We start from the raw sequence: 23,281 nt of genomic DNA on the forward strand, positions 1-23,281 counted from the left end.
TGCGTGCAGCTTGCCCGCCCCCGCCTTGCCGACCGCCCGCTCCAGCACCGGCGCCGGCGTGTGCGCGAGATCGAAGACCGTGTGGATGCCGATGCCGCGCAGCTTCGCCTCGCTCTTCTCGCCCACACCCCAGAGCGCGCCGACCGGCAGGTGGTGCAGGAACGGGATCGTCTCCTCGTGCGGGATCACGAGCATGCCGTCCGGTTTGCATTTGCCGGACGCGAGCTTCGCCACGAACTTGGTGGATGCGGCGCCCACCGAACAGGTCAGCCCCGTCTGCGCCTTCACCCGCGCGCGAAGGCTCGCCGCGATCTCACCCGGCGAGCCGAACAGCAGGCTCGCGCCGGACACGTCGAGGAACGCCTCGTCGATCGAGAGAGGCTCGACGAGCGGCGTGAACTCGCGGAAGATCTCCATGACCTGCTGCGAAGCATCACGGTACTTGCCCATATTGCCCTGCAGCACCACCGCCTCCGGGCAGCGGGCGATCGCCTGATGCATCGGCATGGCGCTGCGGACGCCCCTGGCCCGCGCCTCGTAGCTGGCGCTCGACACCACGCCCCGCTCCCGAGTGCCGCCGACGATCACCGGCTTGCCGACGAGATCGGGCCGCTCGAGCAGCTCGACGGCCACGAAGAACGCGTCCATGTCGACATGGAGGATGCTCGCGGACGCGTCGCGGTCGGACGCCGCACCCGTCTGCCGCACCCCCATGTCTTTCCTGGTCATGCATCCATTGTGCGTCGCCCCACCGACATCTGCTGGACGCTCTGCGCGAATAGACTCTGCGCATGCAGCTGAACGAGTCTCGCGCCTGGACCGCCTTCTACGCACCCGGAACCCCGAAGGACATCGAAGTCCCCACAGGATCACTCCCAGACATGCTCGCGGAGATCGCCGAGCGATTCCCGGACAAGCCCGCGATCGAGTTCTTCGGCGCCCAGACGACCTTCTCGGAGCTGCAGGACCAGGTGCTGCGGTTCGCGCAGGGCCTCCGCCGGATCGGGGTGAAGCGAGGCGACAGGGTGGCGCTCATCATGCCGAACGCGCCGCAGCATGTCGTCGCCTTCTACGCGGTGCTGCGGCTCGGCGCCGTCGTCGTGGAGCACAACCCGCTGTACACGCGCGACGAGCTCCGGACTCAGTTCGAAGACCACGGTGCCGAGATCGTCATCGCCTGGGACAAGGCCGCTCCGACCGTGCAGTCCCTGCCCCACAGCCTCGGCATCCGCCACGTCATCGCCGTCGATGTGACGAAGGGCATGCCGCTCAAGACGCAGCTGCTCCTCCGCCTGCCGATCGCCAAGGCGCGCGCGTCGCGCGCCAAGCTCAGCGCCAAGGCTCCGGGAACGGTGCCGTTCGAGAAGCTCGCGAAGCAGCAGCTCCTCGATGCGAGCATCCCGACGCCCGGACCCGAGGATCTCGCGAGCCTGCAGTACACGAGCGGGACGACCGGCAACCCCAAGGGCGCCATGCTCACGCACCGCAACCTGTGGTCCAACGCCCGTCAGGGCGCGGCGTGGATGCCCGAGTTCACGGCAGGCAACGAGACCATCTACGGCGTCCTCCCCATGTTCCACGCGTTCGGCGTGCTGCTGTCGGTCATCTACTCCGTGAGCGTCGGCGCGAAGGCCGTGCTCTTCCCGACGTTCGACCCCGAGCTCGTCATCGAGGCGTCCAAGAAGTCGCCGGCGACGTTCATCCCTGCCGTCCCGCCCATGTACGACCGGCTCGCTCGCGTCGCGAAGGACGGCAAGCTCGACCTCTCCGGCGTCATCTACGCGATCTCCGGCGCGATGACGCTCAACGACGGCATCGTGCACCGGTGGGAGGCCGTCGCAGGCGGACAGCTCGTCGAGGGCTACGGCCTCACGGAGACCTCCCCCGTGGCGCTCGGGAACCCCTTCACCGACAAGCGCAAGACCGGCACCATCGGCATCCCCTTCCCGTCCACGCACATCAAGGTCACCGACCCCAGCGACCCGAGCACGGAGGTAGAGCTCGGCGAGGTCGGCGAGCTGCTCATCCAGGGGCCGCAGACCTTCCAGGGGTACTGGAACCGCCCCCAGGAGACCGCTGAGGTACTCATCGAGGGTGGCTGGGTGCGCTCCGGTGATCTGGTCGTGCAGGACGAGGATGGATTCGTGACGGTCGTCGATCGCAAGAAGGAGCTCATCATCACGGGCGGCTTCAACGTCTCGCCCTCCGAGGTCGAGCGGGTGGTCACCGAGATCCCTGGTATCGCCGAGGTTGCCGTCGTCGGGATCAAGCGCGGCGGGGGTGCTGAGGCGGTCACCGCCGTGGTGGTGCTCGACGCGGGGGCGACGTTCGACGAGGCGGCGGCCCGCGCCTTCGTTCGCGAGCGACTCTCGGAGCACAAGGTGCCTCGCTCCTACGTCGTGTGGGAGGAGCTCCCGAAGTCGCTCATCGGGAAGGTGCTGCGCAAGAAGGTGCGCGATGCGCTCCAGCAGAACCGCAAGGCGACAGCTGCGCCAGCCGATGACAGCGCCGCTCCGGATGCGGATGGCGGAGCTGCGGCCGAGTCAGCCTCCGACACGACCGCAAAGTAGCGGGTGGCCCGCCCCTGCGACGCACGGGGCGGGCCACAGCCTCGGGAGGCGCTCAGCCCCCTGCGACGTACCGTTCGCCGTCTTCACTCAGGCGGGTCCCCGTGGGGCCTTCGAGCTCGATCAGGCCGGCTCGTGCTGCCTGCCGGACCGATGCGGCGAGGTTGACGGGGACACGCCACGTCATGCGCTCGAACGCGTTGGCGATCGCTGCCGCGGAGACCTCACCATCGGCGCTGAGGATGGCGGCGACCGCGATCGCGATGCGCTGCCCGTTGTTCGTCGGCTTGAGGTCGGAAGCGAGGTCGTCGAGACTGCGCCTCGCCTGCGAGGCGGCACGGGATCGGCTCGACGCGGCGCCGCGCGCGCCCGCCCTCGTGCGGGATGCGATGGGGGTGCTGGTGCTCCCACCGAGGCTGTCTGGGGCTGAGTCGTCGGCGCGTCCTGCAGCGGACGCTCGCCCTTGACCAGCACGGACTCGAGTCGACGCGCGCACGGACGAGCCCGGGTTTCGCACCCGGCCGGGCTTCGCCGCTTCATCCTCGACTCGCACCGGCGCACCGGTCGCGGACGCGGGCGAGACGGCTTCCGGGGTCTTGGCGCTGTTGATCCCGGAGGGGCGGCGCGCGCGTCTGGCGCTGGACTGCGCCCCCGAATCGACGCTGGCGGCACCGGAGCCGCTCCGGCCGGACGACCTGGTGGGCGCCTCGTCCACCGTCGGCGCATCGGGAGCCACCGTGCGGATGTCGATGGGAGAGAGATCTGCCGCATCGACGCCGAACTCGACGACGGCGGTCACGTAGGTATCGAAGACCGCACGGTGCACGGAGGTGTCGTGCTGCTCGACAAGCGCAACGATGCCAGGGATGGCGCGGATGAGGCGTGCGAAACCGTGCGCCTCGTCGCCCTCGTCGGAGAGCAGCGCCGCGTCGCGAACGGTGCGCTCACGCGCGCTCGGTTCGGTCTTGCCCGGCTTCTTCTTGCCAGCTGCAGGAGCGAAGCTGCCTGGCGTCTTCGCGCCTGGCTTCCGTACTTCAGGCTGCGGTGTCGTGCTGAGCCCGTCGTCCGGAGCTGACGCGCGAGTCTCGGCAGACGAGTCCTGCTCGAGGGAGCTCTTGCCGATCTGCTTGGCTTCGCGGCCGGGCTTGCCGATCTTGCTCTTCTTGCCCGACTTCGCCTTTTCGTCCGATTTCGCTTTCTTGTCCGACTTGCTCTTCTTGTCTGACTTGCTCTTCTTGTCTGACTTGGCTTTCTTGTCCGACTTGGCCTTCTTGTCCGACTTGCTCTTCGTGGCGGACTCGGCGTGCTGCTTGTTGCCCTTGGGCTCTGCCGCGGCGACGGGCTCGGCAGCTGACGTCGCGGCCACGTCTTCGAGGGAAGCCGGCCGCAGCACCGTCTTGGGCGGCTGCACGCGCTCCTTCTTGACCTTCGCCCGAGGGCCGCCCTGGGTGGCGTCGGGTCGCTCGACCGGCGTGTTCTTGCCTGACTTCTTGTTCGACTTCTTGCCCATACGACTCACTGCTCCGTTCACCGAGGCTCTGTGGCTCTGACGCTAGCGCCAGAGCCACAGAGGCACCTCAGTCGTGCCCGACAATTCCTCGGTGTACGACGTGGGTCCTACGAGTTCTGCGCGCGCTCCAACACGAGCTCGCGCACGCGTGCCGCGTCTGCCTTGCCCTTCATCGCCTTCATGACGGCGCCGATGACGGCGCCTGCGGCCTGCACCTTGCCGTCGCGGATCTTGGCGAGCACGTCGGGCTGCTGCGCGAGGGCAGCGTCGATGGCCTCGATGAGCGGACCGTCATCGCTGACGACGGCGAGTCCACGTGACTCGACGACCTCCGCGGGTGACCCCTCGCCTGCGAGCACACCCTCGAGCACGTCTCGCGCGAGTCGGTCGTTGACGGTGCCCGCGGTGATGAGCCCGTCGAGCTCCGCGATCTGCGCCGGCGTCGCGAGGTCGGTCGCCTGCACGCCGCGGTCGTTGGCGATGCGCGAGAGCTCGCCCATCCACCACTTCTTCGCACCGGCAGCCGTGGCGCCGGCGGCGACGGTCGCGTGGACGACGTCGAGGAGGCCCGCGTTGGCGATGTCCTGGAACTCCTGGTCGGCGAAGCCCCACTCCGCCTTGAGGCGGCGACGGCGAGCGACGGGTGCCTCTGGGAGCGTGGCGCGCAGCTCCTCGACCAGCTCGCGGCTCGGGCGCAGCGGCATGAGGTCGGGCTCCGGGAAGTACCGGTAGTCGTCGGCATCCGACTTCGGACGACCGGACGAGGTGCGTCCCGTGTCCTCGTGCCAGTGCCGAGTCTCCTGCGTGATGCTGCCCCCTGCCGCGAGGAGCGCGGCCTGGCGCTGGATCTCGTAGCGGACGGCTCGCTCGATGGACCGGAAGGAGTTGACGTTCTTCGTCTCCGTGCGGGTGCCGAGCTTCTCCTCACCGCGCGGACGCAGCGAGACGTTCGCGTCACAGCGGAGGTTGCCACGTTCCATGCGGGCCTCGGAGACGCCGAGGGCGCGAACGATGTCGCGGATCGTCGAGACGTAGGCCGCCGCGAGCTGCGGAGTCTGCGCTTCGCCGCCGAAGATGGGCCGCGTCACGATCTCGACGAGTGGGACGCCAGCGCGGTTGTAGTCGACCAGGGAGTACTCGGCGCCCTGGATGCGCCCGGTGGAGCCGCCAACGTGGGTCAGCTTCCCTGCATCCTCTTCCATGTGGGCGCGCTCGATGGGCACGTGGAACACGGTGCCGTCTTCCAGCTCCACCTCGACCTCGCCGTCGAACGCGATGGGGTCGTCGTACTGCGAGATCTGGTAGTTCTTCGGGTTGTCCGGGTAGAAGTAGTTCTTCCGAGCGAAGCCCGAGACCTCCGCGATCTCGCAGCCGAGCGCGAGCCCGAGTGCGATCGAGTAGCGGACTGCCTGCTCGTTGACGACGGGCAGGGTGCCCGGGAGGCCGAGGTCGACGGGCCCGATGTTGGTGTTGGGCTCTCCGCCCACCTCGTTGCCCGAGTGGTTCGGGGTGTCCGAGAACATCTTGGTCTTGGTGCCGAGTTCGACGTGCACCTCGAGACCGATGACGGGCTCGTAGAGTTCGAGTGCGCGGTCGTAGTCCATGAGCTCTGGCTTGGCCATCAGCGTGCACCTGCCTTCAGCTGGGGGGCCTGCGAGAGCAGGGGCCCACCCCAGCGGTCTTCGAGAGTCTGTTCGAGTGCCGCGGCCACCGTGTAGAGGCGCGCGTCGTCACGGGCGGCTGCCATGAACTGGATGCCGACGGGCAGGCCGTTCTCCGGCGCGAGGCCGCCCGGAACGGAGATGCCGGGGACGCCGGCGAGGTTCGCCGGGATCGTCGTGAGGTCGGCCAGGTACATGGCCGTCGGGTCTTCCGCCTTCTCGCCGAGCTTGTAGGCGGTCGTCGGCGAGGTGGGTGCTGCGAGCACGTCGACCTCGGCGAACGCGGCGGCGAAGTCCTGCTGCACGAGTGTGCGCACCTTCTGCGCCGAGCCGTAGAACGCGTCGTAGTAGCCGGCGGAGAGCGCGTACGTGCCGAGGAGGATGCGACGCTTGGCTTCGTCGCCGAAGCCCTTGCTGCGCGTCGCGGACATGACTCGCTCGACGGTGGTCCCCGAGGGGTCGGTGACCCGCAGGCCGAAGCGCACGGAGTCGTAGCGCGCGAGGTTGCTGGAGGCCTCCGCTGGCATGATCAGGTAGTACGCGGCCACGGCGTACTCGAAGTGCGGGGTCTCGATCCAGGAGATGATCGCGCCGCGTTCCTCGAGGGCTGCGAGCGCCTCCTGGAATCGCTGCGTGACGCCGGCCTCGAAGCCGGCTCCGTCGGCGATCTGCTTGGGGACGCCGATGCGGAGGCCACGGACGGAGTCGTCCGCTCGGCCCGCCAGCGCCGCCTGCGTGAACGACGGCCACTCGCCCGTGAGGGAGGTCGAGTCGCGTCGGTCGTGGCCTGCGAGGACGTCGTGCAGTGCGGCGGTGTCGAGCACGCCGCGTGCTGCCGGCCCGATCTGGTCGAGCGACGAGCCGAGCGCAAGCGCGCCGTAGCGGCTCACGCCACCGTAGGTGGGCTTCATGCCGACGGTTCCGGTGACGGATGCGGGCTGACGGATGGACCCGCCCGTGTCGGTGCCGAGCGCGAGCGGCGCCTCGTAGGCGGCGACGGCAGCGGCAGAACCGCCACCGGACCCGCCTGGGATGCGCTCGAGGTCCCACGGGTTGTGGGTCGGCCCGTAGGCGGAGTGCTCCGTGGAGGAGCCCATCGCGAACTCGTCGAGGTTGGTCTTGCCGATGATGACGAGGTCGTTGTCGCGGAGACGCTCGACGACGGTCGCGTCGTACGGAGGCACCCACCCTTCGAGGATGCGCGAGCCTGCGGTCGTCGGGGTGCCCTTGGTCGCGATGTTGTCCTTGACTGCGACGGGGACGCCGGCCAGCGGTGAGAGCTTCTCCCCCGCGTGGCGCTTCGCGTCGACACGTCCGGCAGCGGCGAGCGCGGAGTCGGCGTCGACGTGGAGGAAGGCGTGGACGTCTCCGTCGACCGCCTCGATGCGCTCGAGGTGCGCGGTGGTCGCCTCGATGGAGCTGATGCTGCCGTCGGCGATCGCCGCGGCGAGGTCGGTCGCGCTCAGGCGCGTGATGTCGGTGCTCACTGCTCTTCCCCCAGGATCGCGGTCACGCGGAAGCGAGTTCCGTCGCTGTCCGGCGCACCTGCGAGTGCGGCGTCGCGGTCCAGCGGCTCACCGACCTCGTCGGCTCGCGTCACGTTGTGCATGGCGATGGGGTGGGTCGTCACCTTGACGTCAGGCGTCGCAACCTCCTGCACTTTCTGGATGAGGTGCTGGATCTCGATGAGTTCGCCGGTGACGCGCTCGATCTCGCCTTCGGCGAGGTCTATGCGCGCGAGCTGAGCGAGGTGCTCAACGTCGGCGGCAGTGATGTCGGTCATTCGTCTCCGATAGTGAGTCGGCCAGGGCTGGACAAGTCTAGGCCGCGTGCTGACGCGGCCGTGCTCCATCCGTGGCTACTGGCGTGGTGGCTGCTGCTGGGGAGGCTGGGACGATGGCCCATTGCCCTGCCAGCGGGGGTCGTATCCGGGCTGCCCCGGCTGGGCGGGCTGCTGTCCCGGGTACTGCGGCTGACCCTGGTAGGGCGGCTGCGCAGGGTAAGGCGGCTGGCCTGACTGGCCTGGCTGTTGCCCCGGGTACTGCGGCTGTCCCGGATACTGCGGTTGCCCCTGGTAGGGCGGCTGTCCTGGCTGGGGTTGCGCGTGCGGAGGCTGGCCGTTCCATCCGCCCGGCTGCTGGCTCTGCTGTGGGGCGCGCGTCTGCGGGAACTGCTGCGGGCCGCCCTGCTGGCGGGGATCGAAGCCCCCGGGGCCAGGGTTGGGATTGCCCGGGTACGGCTGGCCCGGCTGCTGCTGTCCGGGGTACGGCTGGCCCGGGTTGGGCTGACCCTGGTTGGGCTGACCCTGGTTGGGCTGACCCTGGTTGGGCTGACCTGGATACTGCGGCTGGCCCTGGCGTGGGTCACGCTGCTGCTGGTACGGCGCCCGGCCGAAGTCGTTGCCGACTGCCGGCTGCTGCCCCTGCTGGCGCTGCCAGGAGCCCCCCTGCTGCGGCGGCTGACCCTGCGGCGGATACCCCTGCTGGCCCTGCGGCCCTGGCTGCTGACCCTGTCCGGCGCTCGCTCCGCCCCAGGGAGCCTGAGGCTGGTAGCCGCCTGCCGAGCCAGGCAGCCCCTGGCCCTGGGATCCCTGATTCTGCTGCCCCGGGAACTGCTGACCTGGAGCCTGCTGACCCGTGAACTGCTGCCCCGGGAACTGCTGTGCGGGCGCCTGCTGGCCCGGGAACTGCCGTCCCGGCGCCTGCTGACCTGGGAATGGCTGCCCTGCCGGGTAGATCTGTCCGGGATTCTGCTGCGGCTGAGGTTGCTGCCACGCTCCCTGGCCTTGGCCAGGCCCGGGCTGGGCGCCTGGCTGCGGCCAGCCCTGACGAGGAGGCTGGCCCGGGTTACTCGGCTGCCCGAACTGCGTCGGCTGAGCCACCTGCGGTGGGTTGGCCAGGTGCGGCGGCAGGAACCCCTGGGCCGCACCCTCACCCGGCGCAGGTGCTGGCACGGGCGGAGGTCCGCCGTTGGGAGGAGCGACGGCGGATGCTGGTGTGCGCTCCCACCGGGGCGAGGCGTCGAAGGGCTGCCAGGGAGCGCTTGGCGCCTGCTGCTGCTCGACTGCCGAGGAGGTTTCTGGCGCTCGCGACGCCGACGCCGCGCTCGGCTGCTCGCGTCGCTGCGGGATGGGCACGTACGGAGCCGAAGCCGGCACGACGGGCGGAGGCGGCGTCGGGAGCCCCGCCGGCGGCACGACCGGGACGGGCGCGGGCTGGTGGGCGTCGAACGACGGCTCCTCGCGAGGCGGCGCCGGCGGCGCATCCGTCGAGGAAGCGGTGGGGCTGGCGGGCAGCTCGACTGGAGCTTGGCTGTCCGGTGACGTCTCGGTCACGGGGCCCTGCTCGACGTCGGTGTGCGAGTCGAGGGTGGTCGATGGAACGGTCAGCGAATGGGAGGCTGCCTCCGCGACTGATTCGGGAGCCGGATCGGGGTCCGCGGCGGTGCTGTGCTCGACACCGGAATCCGGAGCGGGCGCAGGCTCTGAACTGGGCGCGGGCTCACGAGCGTGCTCGGGCTCCAGAAGGGGCTCAGGCTCCGGAATCGGCTCGTGCTCAGAAATGGGTGCAGGCTCGACTGCGGCCTCGGGAGCAGTGTCGTCTCCGGTTGGGACCGTGGCGGCGGGCGCCACGCGCACCACGAGCACCTGCTGGGCGTCGTCGAGTGTGATCTCGACCAGCCCGTCGCCGGTCGCCAACTCGTAGCTGGAGGCTCCCGTGCGCTGGAGCTGCGAGTGCGTCCGCGCCGCGTAGGAGTGCAGAGCACGCACGTGGTCGCCCAGGACACCCGCGTCGACGGCGTCGAGGATGGCGCGCGTCGCGCGTTCTGCTGTTGTGGCCGCGTCGGGCCCCGCCTGCACCATGAGGTGCACCTGAACGCCGGGAGCCGCTTCGACGACGACGCTGTCGCGCGAACGCGTCAGCGCCTTGGCCGCGAGGACAAGGTGAAGCGGAGACGCCTCGTCGGTCTTCACGACCGACGAGGAGAGCTGCTCTGGCCCGCCGTCGAGCACAAACGAACGCACCCGGCCGGCAAGCTCGATGGCCTGCTCCGGGAAGCCGTTGACGTTGTTCCAGCCCCACATCCACGTGCCGGCGCTCTGCGCGACGCTGCCGATGAGCTGCACCGGAAGCACCGTCGCGGCGGGTTGGGTCTGATACGTGATCGACGGGGCGGTGAGGTCGACGTCCCATCCGGCGTCGCCGAGCTGCTCCGTGAGCTGCGCGTGCGCGTCGAAGTGGAGGATGGCGGCGTCGTCCGCCAGATCTTGCAAGCTCACGCTGAGCATGGTTCCCCGTTCCCCCGCGGCGAGCCATTGCCACGGCCTGCACACTGTAGCCGAGCGACCGGTCCGCCGCCTCGGAGTCCGCTTCCTGTCGTCGGTGCGCGCCGAGCTCTCATTCCGCGTCGACTCGCAGGTGCTCGACCGCGCTGGGTCCGCCTTCGAGGAGCAGCCGGAAGCCGTCCGCGTCGAGGATGGGGATGCCGAGCTCCTCGGCCTTCGTCAGCTTCGAGCCCGCTCCGGGCCCTGCCGCGACGAAGTCGGTCTTCTTCGACACGCTGCCAGCGGCCTTCCCACCAGCGGCGATGATCGCCTCCTTGGCCCCGTCCCGCGTGAACCCCTCGAGGGTTCCCGTCGCCACGACGCTCAGGCCAGAGAGCGGCCCCTCGGTGCTGGTCCGCGCGCCGGGGCCCGGATGGTCCGGCGTCGCGAAGCGCACACCGGCAGCCCGCCAGGCCTCGACGATGTCACGGTGCCAGTCTTCCGCGAGCCACTCGACGATCGCGTCCGCGATGGTCGGACCGACGCCCTCGACCTGGGCGAGCTCCTCGGCCGGAGCCGCCTCGATCGCCTCGAGGGAACCGAACCAGTCCGCGAGTGCCCGGGCGGCAACTGGTCCGACGTGGCGGATGTTGAGCGAGACGAGCTGACGCCAGAGGTCTTTCGTCTTGGCGACCTCGAGCTGCTCGAGGAGGGTCGTCGCCTGCTTGGAAGGCTCGACGAGCCTGAAGTCCTTCTTGATTCCGGCCTTGCGTCGTTCGGCCGGCGTCATCTCCTCAGAGCCCGGCGGGTAGACGAGCGAGACCTTCTGGAACGGAGCCCTGCGGATGAGCTCGCCCGTCTCACTGTCGGTCTTCGGCTCTCCCGTCTCGGAGTCGCGGACGACGACCTCGATGGGGACGATCTCCTCGAGGGTGAGCGCGAAGAGACGGGCCTCGGTCTCAAGCGGTGGCAGCTCGGGCACCGTCGGCTGGGTCAGCGCTGCGGCGGTCACCTCACCGAGCGCATCGATGTCGAGCCCCCCGCGCGAGCCGATGTGCTCGACTCGGCCTCGGACCTGGGCCGGACATGAGCGGGCGTTCGGGCAGCGCAGGTCGACGTCGCCCTCCTTCATGGGACGCAGCGGGGTCCCGCACTCCGGGCAATCGCTCGGCATGACGAAGTCGCGCACGTCGTCTCCGCGCAGCTCGAGCACCGGTCCGAGCACCTCCGGGATGACGTCTCCGGCCTTGCGCAGCACGACCGTGTCGCCGATCTTGACGCCCTTGACCCGCACGACGTCCTGGTTGTGGAGGGTTGCCATCCGCACGACGCTGCCCGCCACCTTGACGGGTGCCATGATCGCGAAGGGCGTGACGCGCCCGGTGCGCCCAACGCTCGCCGCGATGTCGAGGAGCTTCGTGTGCACCTCTTCTGGCGGGTACTTGTAGGCGATGGCCCAGCGCGGCGCGCGACTGGTCATGCCGAGCTCGTCGTGCAGCTCGAGCTCGTCGACCTTCACGACGATGCCGTCCAGCTCGTGCTCGACGGAGTGGCGTTCGGCCCCGTAGTGCTCGACGAAGTCGACGACATCGTCGACCGCCTCGGCGACCTTGGCGTACGGGGTGACGGGCAGGCCCCATCCGGCCAGGAGCTCGTAGACCTGACTCTGAGAATCGACTGGTGGTGAGGGCCACGCGCCGATCCCGTGGACGTACATCCGCAGGGAGTGGAGTCGGAGCTCACCGGCCTCGCGCTCGAGGCCGCTCTTCTTCTCGAGCTGCTGCCGCAGGCCTCCGCTGGCCGCGTTGCGCGGGTTCGCGAAGTCGGGGAAACGCTTCGTGGCCCTCTCCAGCTCGGCCTGTTCGTCGAACTCACCGCGCGTGGCGGCGGGCCGGGCTTCCCACCTCGCCCGGTACTCGTCGACGGCACGGGGGCGCAGCGACGCCTGGAACTCGTTGAGCTGCGTGAACGCGGCGACCGGGATGAACACCTCGCCGCGGACCTCGACGATCGGCGGATGCCCCTCCCCCGCGAGCGCTTCGGGGATGCCGTCGATCTGCAGCGCGTTCTGCGTGACTTCCTCGCCCGTTCGGCCGTCACCGCGGGTTGCCGCGGTGACGAGCTTGCCGTGCTCGTAGCGCAGGGCGATGGCGAGCCCGTCGATTTTCAGCTCCGTGAGCCAGGCGACTCGGCGACCCGCGGCCGCCTCCGTCTTGGCGCACCACTCGCGCAGCTCCTCGATCGAGAAGACGTTGTCGAGGGAGAGCATGCGCTCCGCATGCTCGATGGGCCGCAGGCCGTCAGCGACGCCGCCGCCGACCGTCTGTGTCGGGGAGTCCTGCGACTGCAGCTCGGGATGCTCGCGCTCCAGCTCGTCGAGCTCGCGGACGAGGGTGTCGTACTCGGCATCGGAGACGAGCTGCGCGTCGCGCTCGTAGTACGCCGCCTGGTACTCGGCGACGAGCTCCCGCACCTCGGCGACGCGCTCCCGTGCATCGTCGAAGCTCGTCACGCTGTCGCTCCTGCGCGGGAGCTGAGCGTCGCCATCGCGGCCTTGCGGCTCACCGAGAGGAGCCAGTCCTTCTTGCCCGCGAGGCGCTTGGCTGCGCGCCGCTCGCTGGTCGTCTCGAGGTAGCTCTGCACGATGCCGACGACGGCGATGAGCACCGCGAAGACGGCGAACACGATCTGCCAGGTGGGTTCGAGCTGCATGAGGAAGTTCGAGGCGAGGAACACCGTGCCGCCGATGAGGAACCAGAGCACGAGGGCGAGGATCCAGTCCTTCGCTCCGAACGGGCGCGCCTCGAGGGTGCAGCGCTTCGCGAGCTGGAGGGCTGGCGCCTCGAAGTGCTCGTCGTAGTCACTGCGCCAGCGCTCCGAGTCGGAGAGGTTCTTGTACTTCGCCGCCCAGCGTTCTGCTCGGTCGGTGAGCATGTCCATCGCCTCACCGTCTTTCAGGACCGAGCCCTCAGCCTGCTTGCTCATGCCGCCTCCTGCCCGTCTGCGCTGCCTGCAACGCCATCTTGCGCGGTGCTCTCCTGCACGGCGCTCACGGTTCGGTCGATCGTGAACTGGCCGAGCACGCTCGTGCCGACGTAGACCACGGCAGTCTGGCCCGGTGCGACGCCGACAAGCGGCTCGTCGACGACCACGCTCCACTCGACGCCCGGGATGGTGGCGTCGTCGCGCGTGCTCGCAGCGCTCGTGCTCACGCGCGCGGTGGCGGGGACCGGATCGGCGTGGGCGCGGATCTGGACGTCGCAGCGGAACGCGCCGTCGGCCTCCGTCTTCGCGGCGCCCGTCCAGCTCATCCGCTGGCCGGCGATCTCCGCGATGTTGAGCGCCTCCTTCGGCCCCACGACGACCTCGTTGGTCTTCGGCCGGATCTCGAGCACGAACCGCGGCTTCCCGTCCGGGGCTGGAACGCCGAGCCGGAGCCCCTTGCGCTGGCCGACGGTGTACGCCGTCGCTCCGTCGTGCTCGCCGAGCTTCGCCCCGCCGCTGTCGACGACCTCGCCGGTCGCGGTGCCGATGCGGTCACCGAGCCATCCCCTGGTATCACCGTCGGGGATGAAGCAGATGTCGTGCGAGTCGGGCTTCTGCGCGACGCTGATTCCACGCTCGGCGGCCTCCGCACGGACGAGGTCCTTGGAGGGCGTGTCTCCGAGCGGGAAGTAGCAGTGCTCGAGCTGCTGCTGGGTGAGCACGCCGAGCACATACGACTGGTCTTTCGCCCAGGCACTCGCTCGGTGCAGTTCGACGAGTCCGTCCTCGCCCGTCGCGAGGGTGGCATAGTGCCCGGTGCACACGGCATCGAACCCGAGGTCGATGGCCTTCTCCAGGAGCGCTGCGAACTTGATCTTCTCGTTGCAGCGCATGCAGGGATTCGGCGTGCGGCCGGCACTGTACTCCGCGATGAAGTCGTCGACGACGTCGAGCTTGAACCGCTCGGAGAAGTCCCACACGTAGAACGGGATGCCGAGGAGGTCGGCGGCACGACGGGCGTCCATCGAGTCCTCGATGGTGCAGCACCCTCGAGACCCCGTGCGAAGCGTGCCTGGCATTCGGGAGAGCGCGAGGTGCACGCCGATGACTTCGTGCCCGGCCTCGACGGCTCGGGCTGCTGCAACGGCGGAATCGACCCCGCCGCTCATGGCGGCTAGAACTTTCACCGGATAAGTGTACGTCGGGCCTCCGACACCGCCCCGTGTGCGGAACAGGCGGCGTCAGCCGACGTGCGTCGCCGAGGTTGTCGTCGCCGGCTCGGCACCGGTCGCGAGCGGCTTCTCCTTCAGGAAGGACAGCGCGATGATGGAGATGACCGTCAGGGGCACAAGCGCGAGGAAGATCGGGATGAGCGCCTCGTTGTACGAGCCGACGATGATGGCCCTGAGCTGATCGGGCAGCTCAGCGATCGCCGCCGGCGTGAAGGAGCTCGCTCCATCCTCGGCGGCAGCCCCGTCCGGGAGACGGTCGGCCACCATCTGCGTCAGCCGCGCTGCGAAGACCGAGCCCACAACCGCGGAGCCGAGCGTCGCGCCGACCTGGCGGAAGTAGTTGTTGGCCGCCGTCGCGGTGCCCACGATGCGAGCGGGGAACGAGTTCTGCACGATGAGCGTGAGCAGCTGCATGCTCCCGCCGAGTCCGATTCCCATGATGCCGAGCGCGACGCAGATCATCCAGACCGGGCTGTCGACCGTGACGAACGAGAGCACCAGGAGCCCGGCACCGAGCACGGCGGACCCCGCGATGGGCACCCACTTGTAGCGGCCCGTGCGTGAGACGTACTGGCCGCTCAGGATCGACGTGATCAGCAGCGCACCCATCATGGGGGTCATGAGGAGGCCGGACACCGTGGGTCCGGAACCCGTCACCATCTGCAGGTAGGTCGGCATGTAGCCGAGCGTGCCGAACATGATGACGCCCGTGGAGAGGCTGGCGATCGTGGTCAGGATGAAGTTGCGGTCGCGGAACATGCCGAGCGGCATGATCGGGTTTGCGGCGCCGCGCTCCACGAAGACGAAGGCCGTGGCCGAGACGATGGCAAGCGCCGCGAGCAGCAGGATCGTCGGCGACGTCCACGCGTACTGCGACCCGCCCCACGTTCCGACGAGCACGAGCGCCGTCGTGGCGAGGGAGATGAGGGCCATGCCGCTGACATCGATCCGAGTGCGCTCCTGCGCGGGACGCTTGGGGAGCCGAAGGAGGAAGATCGTCGCCAGCAGCGCCAGAGCACCGAGCGGCAGGTTGATCCAGAACACCCAGCGCCATCCTGGCCCTTCCGTGAACCAACCACCGAGCAGCGGGCCCGCCACGGAGGAGAAGGCGAAGACCGCGCCCATGACCCCCATGTACTTGCCACGCTCGCGCGCGGGGACGACGTCGGCGATGGCGGCCTGCGACAGGATCATGAGCCCTCCGCCGCCGAGCCCCTGGACGATGCGCGCGCCGATGAGCAGCTCGATCGAGGGAGCCAGACCGCCGAGCACCGAGCCGGCGATGAACAGCCCGATGGCGATGAGCAGCAGCGGCTTGCGTCCGAACAGGTCGGAGAGGTTGCCGTAGACGGGCATCATGACGGTCGACGCCAGGATGAACGACGTCACGACCCAGCTCATGTGCTCGACTCCGTGGAGCTCCCCCACGATGGTCGGCATGGCGCTGGAGAGGACCGTGTTGTTGAGCGACGCCATGAGCATCGTGACCATCAGGCCAAGGAAGAGCGGAACGATGCTCCGCTTGTGGGACTTGCCGGTCGTCGCGCCAGCCGCGGGCCTCGCTGCGCGCGCGCCGTCGCCCACGCCGGTGCCTGTGCCGGTCTCGGCGTCGGCGCGGGCCTGCGAGTCGATGCTGGGGGGAGTCGTCATAGGGATTCTGAGATCGCTTTCCTGAATACGTCGATAGAGCGGTTGATGGCGGCTTCCCGGTCGACCAAGATGCCGTGGGGGTCGTTCCTGCTGGTGAAGCGAAGGATGGTGGCGGCGAGCGACAGGAGTGCCTTGGCGGACTCGATGCCGTCAGGCAGCGGCTCCGTCGAGCTGTCGCCGTCCTGCTCGGTTAGGATCGCGAGCACGATGTCCTCCGCCGCGCTGATGTGGCGCCTGAGGCGCTCCTCGAGCACTGGGTTCTGATCCGCGAGCGTGCGACGCCGTGGGAAGTCGTCGTGATCGGGGATCGCCGAATCGAGGACAGCCAGCATGAGCCGCATCGTTCGGCCGAACGAGTCACCCGCGCTTGCGCGGAAGTCCTCGAGGGCGCCGTCGGGCAGGGTCGGTGCCTGCATGCCGAGCACCGCATCCTCTTTGCTCGGGAAGTAGTTGAAGAAGGTTCGGCGTGAGACGCCGGCGCGATCGCTGATCGCATCGATCGTCGTCTCGTCGAGGCCCCGCTCGATCGTGAGGTCGGCAGCGGCATCGTGGATGGCGTGCCAGCAGTCGATGCGGTTGCGTTCGCGGAGGGAGAGGGCTGGGTTCGACACCACTCAACAATATGCATGAGTGCAAAGTTTCACAAGTGCAACTTTCCTGTGCAGGTCCTGGGTACAGTGGCACCTCGTGTCGTCTCTCCCCGCTCCAAACCCCTCAGGCAGCGCACGGTCCCCGTGGTTCTGGACGGCACTCGCCGTCCTCGCGCTGGTGCTCCTCGCACTGAACCTGAGGACCGCCGTCACCAACGCCTCGCCGATCTTCGACCTCATCTCCGTCGATCTCCCGCTCCAGGGCGCCACCACCGGGCTCCTCACGATGCTGCCTCCCGTCGCCTTCGCCCTCGCGGGCCTCATCACCCCGTGGCTGCTGCGTCGCGTGCGCCTCGAACTGCTCATCGTCCTCGCCCTGGCCGCCATCATCGCCGGGCACCTGCTCCGAGGATCAGCCCCCAACGTCCCCACCCTCCTCGGCGGCAGCGGCATCGCCCTCCTCGGCATGGGCATCGGCAACATCCTTCTGCCACCGGTCGTCGTCACGTACTTCCGGTCGCGCATCCCGGTCATGACCTCCACCTACGCGATCGTTGTCGCGCTCGGCACGATGCTGCCTCCGCTGCTCGCGGCGCCCGTCGCCCTGGCCTCAGGCTGGCGGACCTCGCTCTCGATGTGGGGCATCGTCGCGGCCTCGGCAGCCGTGCCGTGGCTCATCCTCCTCGTCCGCGCCCAGGTGCGAGCGGCCCGCGGACACGTGCCCCCGACGACGGGCGCCGTGACGCTGCCGAACGGCAGGCCCGCACGGCCCGCACGCTCCATCTGGCGCTCCAAGCGGGCTTGGGCGCTCGCGACGACCTTCGCGATCTCGTCGATGAACGCGTACTGCTGCTTCGGCTGGCTCCCCACGATCCTGCAGGAACGGGCGGGGGCAGACACGGTCGCCGCGGCGGGCTACCTCTCACTGTTCGCGGCCATGGGCATCCCGCTCTCGCTGGCGACCCCGCTTGTCATCAAGCATCTCGGCACCACGTGGCCGCTCATCTCCGCGGCAGCCGGCTTCGCGCTCGGCTACCTGGGCCTCATCCTGGCACCGACGGCAGCCCCCGTCGTCTGGGTGCTGCTCATCGGCTTCGGGCAGCTGATCTTCCCCATCTGCCTCACGCTCATCGGCCTTCGCGCATCGGGCCAGCGCGGTTCGGCGATCCTCAGCGGCTTCGTCCAGCTCGTCGGCTACGCCCTCGCTGCCCTCGCGCCGTTCACGGTCGGCGTGCTGGCAACGGCGACGGGCAACTGGTCGATCTCGCTCGGCCTCCTCGCCGTGCTCACCCTCGGCGTCATCCCACTCGCGCCAGCGCTTGCTGGCAAGTGGAAGATCGAAGACGAGATCCAGCTGGCCCGCTGAATCAGGACTCGAGCTCGGGCTCGACGTCGGTGCGCTGTTCCTCGTGGAGCGCGGCGTAGAGCCCGCCGCCGGCCATGAGCTCTGCGTGGCTGCCACGCTCGACGATGCGGCCCTCGTCGAGGACGCAGATCACATCGGCGTCCTTCACCGTCGAGAGGCGGTGCGCGATGGCAAGCACCGTGCGCCCACGCGATGCGGCGTCCAGCGCACGCTGCACGAATCGCTCGGACCGCGTATCCAGAGCACTGGTCGCCTCGTCGAGGACCAGGACGGCCGGGTCCTTGAGGAGAACTCGCGCGATGGCGACGCGCTGCTTCTCACCTCCGGAGAGCCGATACCCTCGCTCCCCCACCAGTGTCTCGTACCCCTCGGGGAACTTCGAGATGGTCTCGTGGATGTTGGCCTGGCGGCACGCATCCTCGATCTCCGCCTGCGTCGCCTCGGGCTTCGCGAAGCGCAGATTCTCTGCGATCGACGCGTGGAACAGGTAGCTCTCCTGGCTCACGATGCCCGTGTTGGCGATGAGCGCGTCGTGGTCGAGGTCTCGCACGTCGGTGCCGGCGAACCTCACAGCTCCGGATGACGCCTCGTAGAGACGCGGCACCAGATAGCCGATGGTCGTCTTCCCGGCACCGCTCGGCCCGACGAACGCGACGAACTCACCGGGACGGACCGTGAACGAGACGTCGTCGAGCGTCGGGGCTGTGTCGGTCTCGGCGTCCGGGTAGCGGAACGACACGTTCTCGAACGTCACCTCGCCGAGCTTCGACTCGTCGAGAGGCGTTGGCGAGGGCGAGGGCGTGATGGCGGGCGCCAGGTCGAGGTACTCGAAGATTCGGGCGAAGAGCGCCTTCGACGTCTGCACCTCGAGACCGATGCGCATGAGTCCGATAAGCGGCATCGTGAGTCTCGTCTGCACCGTCGTGAAGGCGACGATCGCACCGGCCGTGAGATCGACGCCACCCGTGATGAGGTACGCGGCGACGATGTAGACGGCCGCGGGAACGAGCGAGAACACGATCGACACGAACGCGAAGAAGCTCTGGCCGCTCATGGTCTGCTTGACCTGGAGGCCGATCTGCTTGAGGTTCTCAGCGCGATACCGCTGCCCCTCGGCCTCCTCACGACCGAACGACTTCGCGAGCAGGATGCCGGAGACGCTCAGCGATTCCTGCGTGATCGCGGTCATCTCGGAGAGTGACTCCTGCGTCTTCGTCGCGATCCGGGCACGCACCTGGCCGACCCGACGCTGCGCCCAGACGAGGGCGGGCATGAGCACGAAGGCGATGATCGTGAGCTGCCACGAGAGCAGCGCCATCGCGACGACGGCTGCGAGGACGGTGACGATGTTCCCGACGACGCTCGTGATCATCGACTGCAGCGTGGATGCGACGCCACCGACGTCGTTCTGCAGGCGGGACTGGATGACGCCGGTCTTCGTGCGCGTGAAGAACGCGAGCTCCATGCGCTGGAGGTGCTCGAAGAGCCGCACGCGGAGGTCGCCCATGACCGAGTTGCCGACGCTGGCCGTGAAGTAGGTCTGCACGACCCCGAGCGCGCTCGAGGCGACCCACAGCAGCGCCATGAGCCCGACGATCTTCCACAGCTCGCCGATGTTCGGCCCCGCCCCATCGGGCGGGAACAGGCCGACATCGAACGCCTGCTCCGTGAGGAGCGGAGGCAGCACCGAGATGGCGGCGGTGACGAGAACCAGCGCCAGCGCGATGGCGATCTTCCGCCGGTAGGGCGAGAACAGCCGGATGACCCGCTGCCACAGGTCGTCGATCTGTGGGGCCTGCTCGTTCGCCGCGCGAAGCACGGACTCGTCGCGCACGCGGCCTCCAGCAGGGGGCCCGCCTCCAGCGCCTCGCATCGTCATGGCGCCAGCGTAGGCGCATCCGCCGACACTGAGGCGAGAGCCGAGGCCCGCTCAGCGGAGACGGCTCGAAATCAGACGGCGCGGTCGGAGAAACCGGCCGTGCGCGCCTGCTCCACGATCCTTGGCAGCACTGCGAGGAGGGCGTAGATGTCCGCAGCGGACGTCGAGGCGCCCAGGGTGAAGCGCAGCGCGCTGAGCGCGGCACGCTCGTCGAGGCCCATGCCGAGCAGCACGTGAGACGGCTCCGCGATGCCGGCCTGGCAGGCCGAGCCCGTCGAGACGGAGAACCCTGCCATGTCGAGCAGGAAGAGCAGCGAGTCGCCCTGGCAGCCGTCGAAGGTGACGTGGACGTTCCCGGGCACCCGCGCCCTGACCTCCACGCCGCGGTCGACGAGCACGCCGTCCAGCCGTGCCCCTCGGAGCTGTGCGCCCGGAATGTGCGCGAGGCCCTCCGAGAGCTGCAGCGCGAGGCCGTCGAGGCGAGCCCCCTCCGCAGCCATGCGGGTCATCGCGGCATCGGCGGCCGCTGCGAAGGCGAGCGCCGCCGGCACGTCCTGCGTGCCCGAGCGCACACCCCGCTGCTGCCCTCCCCCGTGGATGAGCGCCTCGACCGTGTGGGCGCGTGCGAGGGCGAGTGCCCCCATCGCGACGGGTCCGCCGATCTTGTGCGCGGAGACGCTGAGCGCCGCGACGCCCAGATCGCGGAGGGAGACGGGAATGTGCCCGAATGCCGCGACTGCGTCGACGTGCACGGGAATGCCCTGCTCGTTCGCGAGCTCGGCGAGCGCACGCACGGGCTGCACCGAGCCCACCTCGTTGTTCGCGAGGATGACCGTGACCAGGGCGATCTCGTCGGCGTGCTCGCGCATCCTCGCGGCCGCGACCTCGAGATTGACGAGGCCTGCTGCATCGACAGGCAGCCAGTCGATGACCGCTCCCTCGTGCGCGGCGAGCCATTCGAGCGCGTCCACCGTCGCATGGTGCTCACCTCGAGGCGCCAGGATGCGCGTTCGGGTCGGCCGCTGCCGCAGCCTGGACCAGTAGAGGCCCTTGACGCCGAGGTTGATGGCCTCGGTCCCGCCAGAGGTGAACACGACCTCGATGGGGTCTGCGCCGAGCGCTGACGCGACGCGCTCTCGTGCCCCTTCGAGCATCCGCTTCGCCGCCTGCCCGTGGCCGTGAATCGACGATGGATTCCCCGTCAGCTCGAGTCCGGCGAGCAGCGCAGCCCTCGCTTCCGGCACCATCGGCGTCGTCGCAGCGTGGTCGAGGTAAACGGCCATTTCGCTCCTCGCCTCACTCTCGACATAGACTTGCGCGATCTGTGCGCACCAGGACGCACGCATGTGACCAGGAAGCCGCCGGACGGTGCCCGGCCGCTCGACTCGAACAGTTTAGGCCTCATGCTCGACTCCCAGACCCGCTCAGACCTCGGCGTGACCCATCGCCAGGGAATCGCGCGCCTCCGCGTGTTCTCGATGCACGCGACCTCGATGACGCTGTGCCTCGTGGCCGCCGACGGCACGGTCACGCGGACCATCGAGATGGCCAGCATGCCCGGCGGCGTCTGGCAGGCAGAATGCGCAGAGCTCGTGAACGGGCAGCGGTACGCCGTGCGCGCCGACGGACCGTCGAGCGGCACCAACGCCTTCGACAAGCACCGGCTGCTCGTCGAGCCATACGCCAGGCAGGTCGCGAACGTCGGCAGCATGGCCGTCCCGGTCTGGACTGCCCAGGTCGTCGAGTCCGAGCCCTTCGACTGGGGTCAGGTGCGAGCTCCGCTGCTCCCCCTCCGCGACGTCGTCGTCTACGAGGCGCACGTCAGGGGATTCACGCAGCTCGCCCCGCACATGCCGGAAGACCTGCGTGGCAGCTACGCCGGCCTCGCGCACGAGGACACGATCGCCCACCTTCAATCGGTCGGCGTCACGGCGGTGGAGCTGCTTCCCGTGCACGCGTTCGCGTCCGAGTCGTTCCTGCGACGCCAGGGCATGGCGAACTACTGGGGCTACAACACGCTCGGCTTCTTCGCCCCGCATGCCGACTACGCCTCCCCCGCCGCCCGTGCTGCGGGCCCGCACGCGATCGCGCGCGAGTTCAAGGGCATGGTCAAGCACCTGCACGCGGCAGGCATCGAGGTGTACCTCGACGTCGTCTACAACCACACCTCGGAGGGTGGGCGTGGCGATGAGACGTCCATGTTCCGCGGCCTCGACAACGCCACCTACTACCGGCACGACATGCACGGCAACCCGGTCGACCAGACCGGCTGCGGCAATTCGCTCGATACGTCGGAGGCGATCGTGCGCGAGCTCATCCTCGACTCGCTCAGGTACTGGGTGGAGGAGTTCCGCATCGATGGCTTCCGCTTCGACCTGGCGGCGACCCTCGGCCGAAATGCGCACCATGCCTTCGAGACGCATCACCCGCTGCTCGAGGCGATCGTCAGCGACGACCGTCTGGCCGACACGAAGCTCATCGCGGAGCCGTGGGACGTCGGCATGGGCGGCTGGCAGACGGGCAACTTCCCGGAGGACTGGTCGGAATGGAACGACAGCTTCCGCGACCACGCACGCTCGTTCTGGGTTCGGGACATCGCCGAGGCGCGCAGCTCCGGCGTGCATCCTGAGGGGGCTGGCGCGTTCAGCACCTCGCTCGCCGGCTCGTCCGACATGTTCAGCGACGATCGCGGGCCCCTCGCCTCCGTCAACTTCGTGACGGCCCACGACGGCTTCACGCTTCGCGATCTCGTCTCCTACAACGTCAAGCACAACCTGCAGAACGCGGAGCTCGGCCGCGACGGCACCGGCGACAACCGCTCCTGGAACTTCGGCGTCGAGGGGCCGAGCGACCGCGGCGACATCGAGGCGCTGCGCAGGCGCTCCATGCGCAACCTCCTCGGCACCCTGCTTCTGAGCGCAGGTGTGCCCATGCTGACGGCGGGCGACGAGGTCGCACGGTCGCAGAAGGGAAACAACAATCCGTACAACCAGGATTCGCCCCTCACCTGGTTCTCCTGGGAGCTGAGCGAGGTCCAGCTGGCCCAGCTCGCGCACACGCGCAGGCTCATCGAGCTGCGTTCCCAGCACCAGGTGCTGCGTCCGAGCAGCTTCAACCACGGGCACGCGCTCAGCGAGCACGGCACCAGGCGCCGGTGGTTCGACGCACTCGGCAACCCCATGGGCGACGGCTCCTGGCAGGGGCCGGGCGGGCGAACCCTCCAGGTGCTGCTCGACGCCTACATCCCGGAAGCCGATGCCGACTTCACGGGCGACGCAGAGCTCGTCGACGGGGTGCGGATGCTCACCGACCGGCTCCTGCTCGTCGTGCACGGCAGCGAGGACGACGCGGCGCTCCGCCCGCCGGCCGTCGACGAGATCACCGGGTACCGGCTCCTCTGGGATTCGACGCACGAGCACCCGGACGAGGCACTCAGCGCCAGTCGCGTGCTCGTCCCCGGTCAGCTCACCGGTCTCGAGGGGCCCTCCGTGCAGGTCTACGCCGTGGACGTCGAGCCGGGACACCACCACTTCTAGCCCACGGCGTGGGGCTCGTTCGCATTCCGTGACACGCGAAC

General features: G+C 69.2%; 16 protein-coding genes. 3 read left to right on the forward strand and 13 right to left on the reverse strand.

What is annotated here, in order from left to right; genetic code table 11:
- On the reverse strand, nucleotides 1-729 hold a 729-nt coding region (gene dinB, locus GV007_RS10615; RefSeq protein ID WP_160072439.1), incomplete at its 3' end, for a DNA polymerase IV.
- 62 nt (nucleotides 730-791) lie between these two features.
- On the opposite strand from dinB, the gene GV007_RS10620 reads away from it, so the two are divergent.
- Entirely contained in the window at nucleotides 792-2,570 is a 1,779-nt protein-coding gene (locus GV007_RS10620; protein WP_160072441.1) for a long-chain-fatty-acid--CoA ligase, read from the forward strand.
- 52 nt (nucleotides 2,571-2,622) lie between these two features.
- On the opposite strand, the gene GV007_RS10625 is transcribed toward GV007_RS10620, so the two are convergent.
- The 10 genes from GV007_RS10625 to GV007_RS10670 form a co-directional block, all read right to left on the reverse strand.
- The gene (locus tag GV007_RS10625; protein ID WP_160072443.1) at nucleotides 2,623-4,077 is read right to left on the reverse strand and encodes a hypothetical protein; all 1,455 of its coding nucleotides are present in this window, start codon (nucleotides 4,075-4,077) and stop codon (nucleotides 2,623-2,625) included.
- 107 nt (nucleotides 4,078-4,184) lie between these two features.
- On the reverse strand, nucleotides 4,185-5,699 hold the full coding sequence (gene gatB / locus GV007_RS10630) for an Asp-tRNA(Asn)/Glu-tRNA(Gln) amidotransferase subunit GatB (protein WP_160072445.1): 1,515 nt from the start codon (nucleotides 5,697-5,699) through the stop codon (nucleotides 4,185-4,187).
- Entirely contained in the window at nucleotides 5,699-7,225 is a 1,527-nt protein-coding gene (gene gatA / locus GV007_RS10635) for an Asp-tRNA(Asn)/Glu-tRNA(Gln) amidotransferase subunit GatA (RefSeq protein ID WP_160072447.1), read from the reverse strand. Before gatA ends, gatB begins: the two co-directional genes overlap by 1 nt.
- On the reverse strand, nucleotides 7,222-7,521 hold the full coding sequence (gene gatC, locus GV007_RS10640; RefSeq protein WP_104298847.1) for an Asp-tRNA(Asn)/Glu-tRNA(Gln) amidotransferase subunit GatC: 300 nt from the start codon (nucleotides 7,519-7,521) through the stop codon (nucleotides 7,222-7,224). Before gatC ends, gatA begins: the two co-directional genes overlap by 4 nt.
- Nucleotides 7,522-7,596: 75 nt before the next feature.
- Nucleotides 7,597-10,017 (reverse strand): DUF6882 domain-containing protein, encoded by a 2,421-nt coding sequence (locus tag GV007_RS10645; RefSeq protein ID WP_160072449.1) that lies wholly within the window; start codon nucleotides 10,015-10,017, stop codon nucleotides 7,597-7,599.
- 118 nt (nucleotides 10,018-10,135) lie between these two features.
- The gene (ligA, locus tag GV007_RS10650; RefSeq protein ID WP_160072451.1) at nucleotides 10,136-12,514 is read right to left on the reverse strand and encodes an NAD-dependent DNA ligase LigA; all 2,379 of its coding nucleotides are present in this window, start codon (nucleotides 12,512-12,514) and stop codon (nucleotides 10,136-10,138) included.
- The gene (locus tag GV007_RS10655) at nucleotides 12,511-12,987 is read right to left on the reverse strand and encodes a hypothetical protein (RefSeq protein WP_160072453.1); all 477 of its coding nucleotides are present in this window, start codon (nucleotides 12,985-12,987) and stop codon (nucleotides 12,511-12,513) included. The genes ligA and GV007_RS10655 overlap by 4 nt, the downstream gene beginning before the upstream one ends.
- Nucleotides 12,984-14,174 (reverse strand): tRNA 2-thiouridine(34) synthase MnmA, encoded by a 1,191-nt coding sequence (gene mnmA / locus GV007_RS10660; RefSeq protein WP_268893488.1) that lies wholly within the window; start codon nucleotides 14,172-14,174, stop codon nucleotides 12,984-12,986. The genes GV007_RS10655 and mnmA overlap by 4 nt, the downstream gene beginning before the upstream one ends.
- Before the next feature lie 54 nt (nucleotides 14,175-14,228).
- Nucleotides 14,229-15,869, reverse strand: a complete 1,641-nt coding sequence (locus GV007_RS10665; RefSeq protein ID WP_160072455.1) for an MDR family MFS transporter — start codon at nucleotides 15,867-15,869, stop codon at nucleotides 14,229-14,231.
- Nucleotides 15,866-16,480 carry a TetR/AcrR family transcriptional regulator gene (locus tag GV007_RS10670; protein WP_160072457.1) on the reverse strand — a complete coding sequence of 205 codons (615 nt, stop codon included), beginning with the start codon at nucleotides 16,478-16,480 and terminating at the stop codon, nucleotides 15,866-15,868. The genes GV007_RS10665 and GV007_RS10670 overlap by 4 nt, the downstream gene beginning before the upstream one ends.
- Before the next feature lie 76 nt (nucleotides 16,481-16,556).
- Here GV007_RS10670 and GV007_RS10675 point away from each other — a divergent pair, with 76 nt between their 5' ends.
- Nucleotides 16,557-17,825, forward strand: a complete 1,269-nt coding sequence (locus GV007_RS10675; protein WP_160072459.1) for an MFS transporter — start codon at nucleotides 16,557-16,559, stop codon at nucleotides 17,823-17,825.
- A gap of 1 nt (nucleotide 17,826) precedes the next feature.
- Here GV007_RS10675 and GV007_RS10680 read toward each other — a convergent pair whose 3' ends face one another.
- Entirely contained in the window at nucleotides 17,827-19,698 is a 1,872-nt protein-coding gene (locus GV007_RS10680) for an ABC transporter ATP-binding protein (RefSeq protein WP_201297735.1), read from the reverse strand.
- Nucleotides 19,699-19,775: 77 nt separating this feature from the next.
- Nucleotides 19,776-20,987, reverse strand: a complete 1,212-nt coding sequence (locus tag GV007_RS10685) for a cysteine desulfurase family protein (RefSeq protein WP_160072463.1) — start codon at nucleotides 20,985-20,987, stop codon at nucleotides 19,776-19,778.
- Nucleotides 20,988-21,107: 120 nt separating this feature from the next.
- Between GV007_RS10685 and glgX the strand changes: the two genes are divergently transcribed.
- Nucleotides 21,108-23,240, forward strand: coding sequence for a glycogen debranching protein GlgX (gene glgX, locus GV007_RS10690; RefSeq protein ID WP_160072465.1), 2,133 nt, complete (start codon nucleotides 21,108-21,110; stop codon nucleotides 23,238-23,240).
- Nucleotides 23,241-23,281: the final 41 nt, after the last annotated feature.

Origin of the sequence: Pseudoclavibacter sp. 8L, assembly GCF_902506465.1 — a bacterium.
Classification (GTDB): Bacteria; Actinomycetota; Actinomycetes; order Actinomycetales; family Microbacteriaceae; genus Pseudoclavibacter.

Coding starts and splice junctions, on each gene's coding strand:
- GV007_RS10620 (WP_160072441.1), top strand. CDS start 792: ATGCAGCTGAACGAGTCTCGCGCCTGGACCGCCTTCTACGCACCCGGA.
- GV007_RS10625 (WP_160072443.1), bottom strand. CDS start 4,077: ATGGGCAAGAAGTCGAACAAGAAGTCAGGCAAGAACACGCCGGTCGAG.
- gatB (WP_160072445.1), bottom strand. CDS start 5,699: ATGGCCAAGCCAGAGCTCATGGACTACGACCGCGCACTCGAACTCTAC.
- gatC (WP_104298847.1), bottom strand. CDS start 7,521: ATGACCGACATCACTGCCGCCGACGTTGAGCACCTCGCTCAGCTCGCG.
- GV007_RS10655 (WP_160072453.1), bottom strand. CDS start 12,987: ATGAGCAAGCAGGCTGAGGGCTCGGTCCTGAAAGACGGTGAGGCGATG.
- GV007_RS10665 (WP_160072455.1), bottom strand. CDS start 15,869: ATGACGACTCCCCCCAGCATCGACTCGCAGGCCCGCGCCGACGCCGAG.
- GV007_RS10680 (WP_201297735.1), bottom strand. CDS start 19,698: ATGCGAGGCGCTGGAGGCGGGCCCCCTGCTGGAGGCCGCGTGCGCGAC.
- GV007_RS10685 (WP_160072463.1), bottom strand. CDS start 20,987: ATGGCCGTTTACCTCGACCACGCTGCGACGACGCCGATGGTGCCGGAA.
- glgX (WP_160072465.1), top strand. CDS start 21,108: ATGCTCGACTCCCAGACCCGCTCAGACCTCGGCGTGACCCATCGCCAG.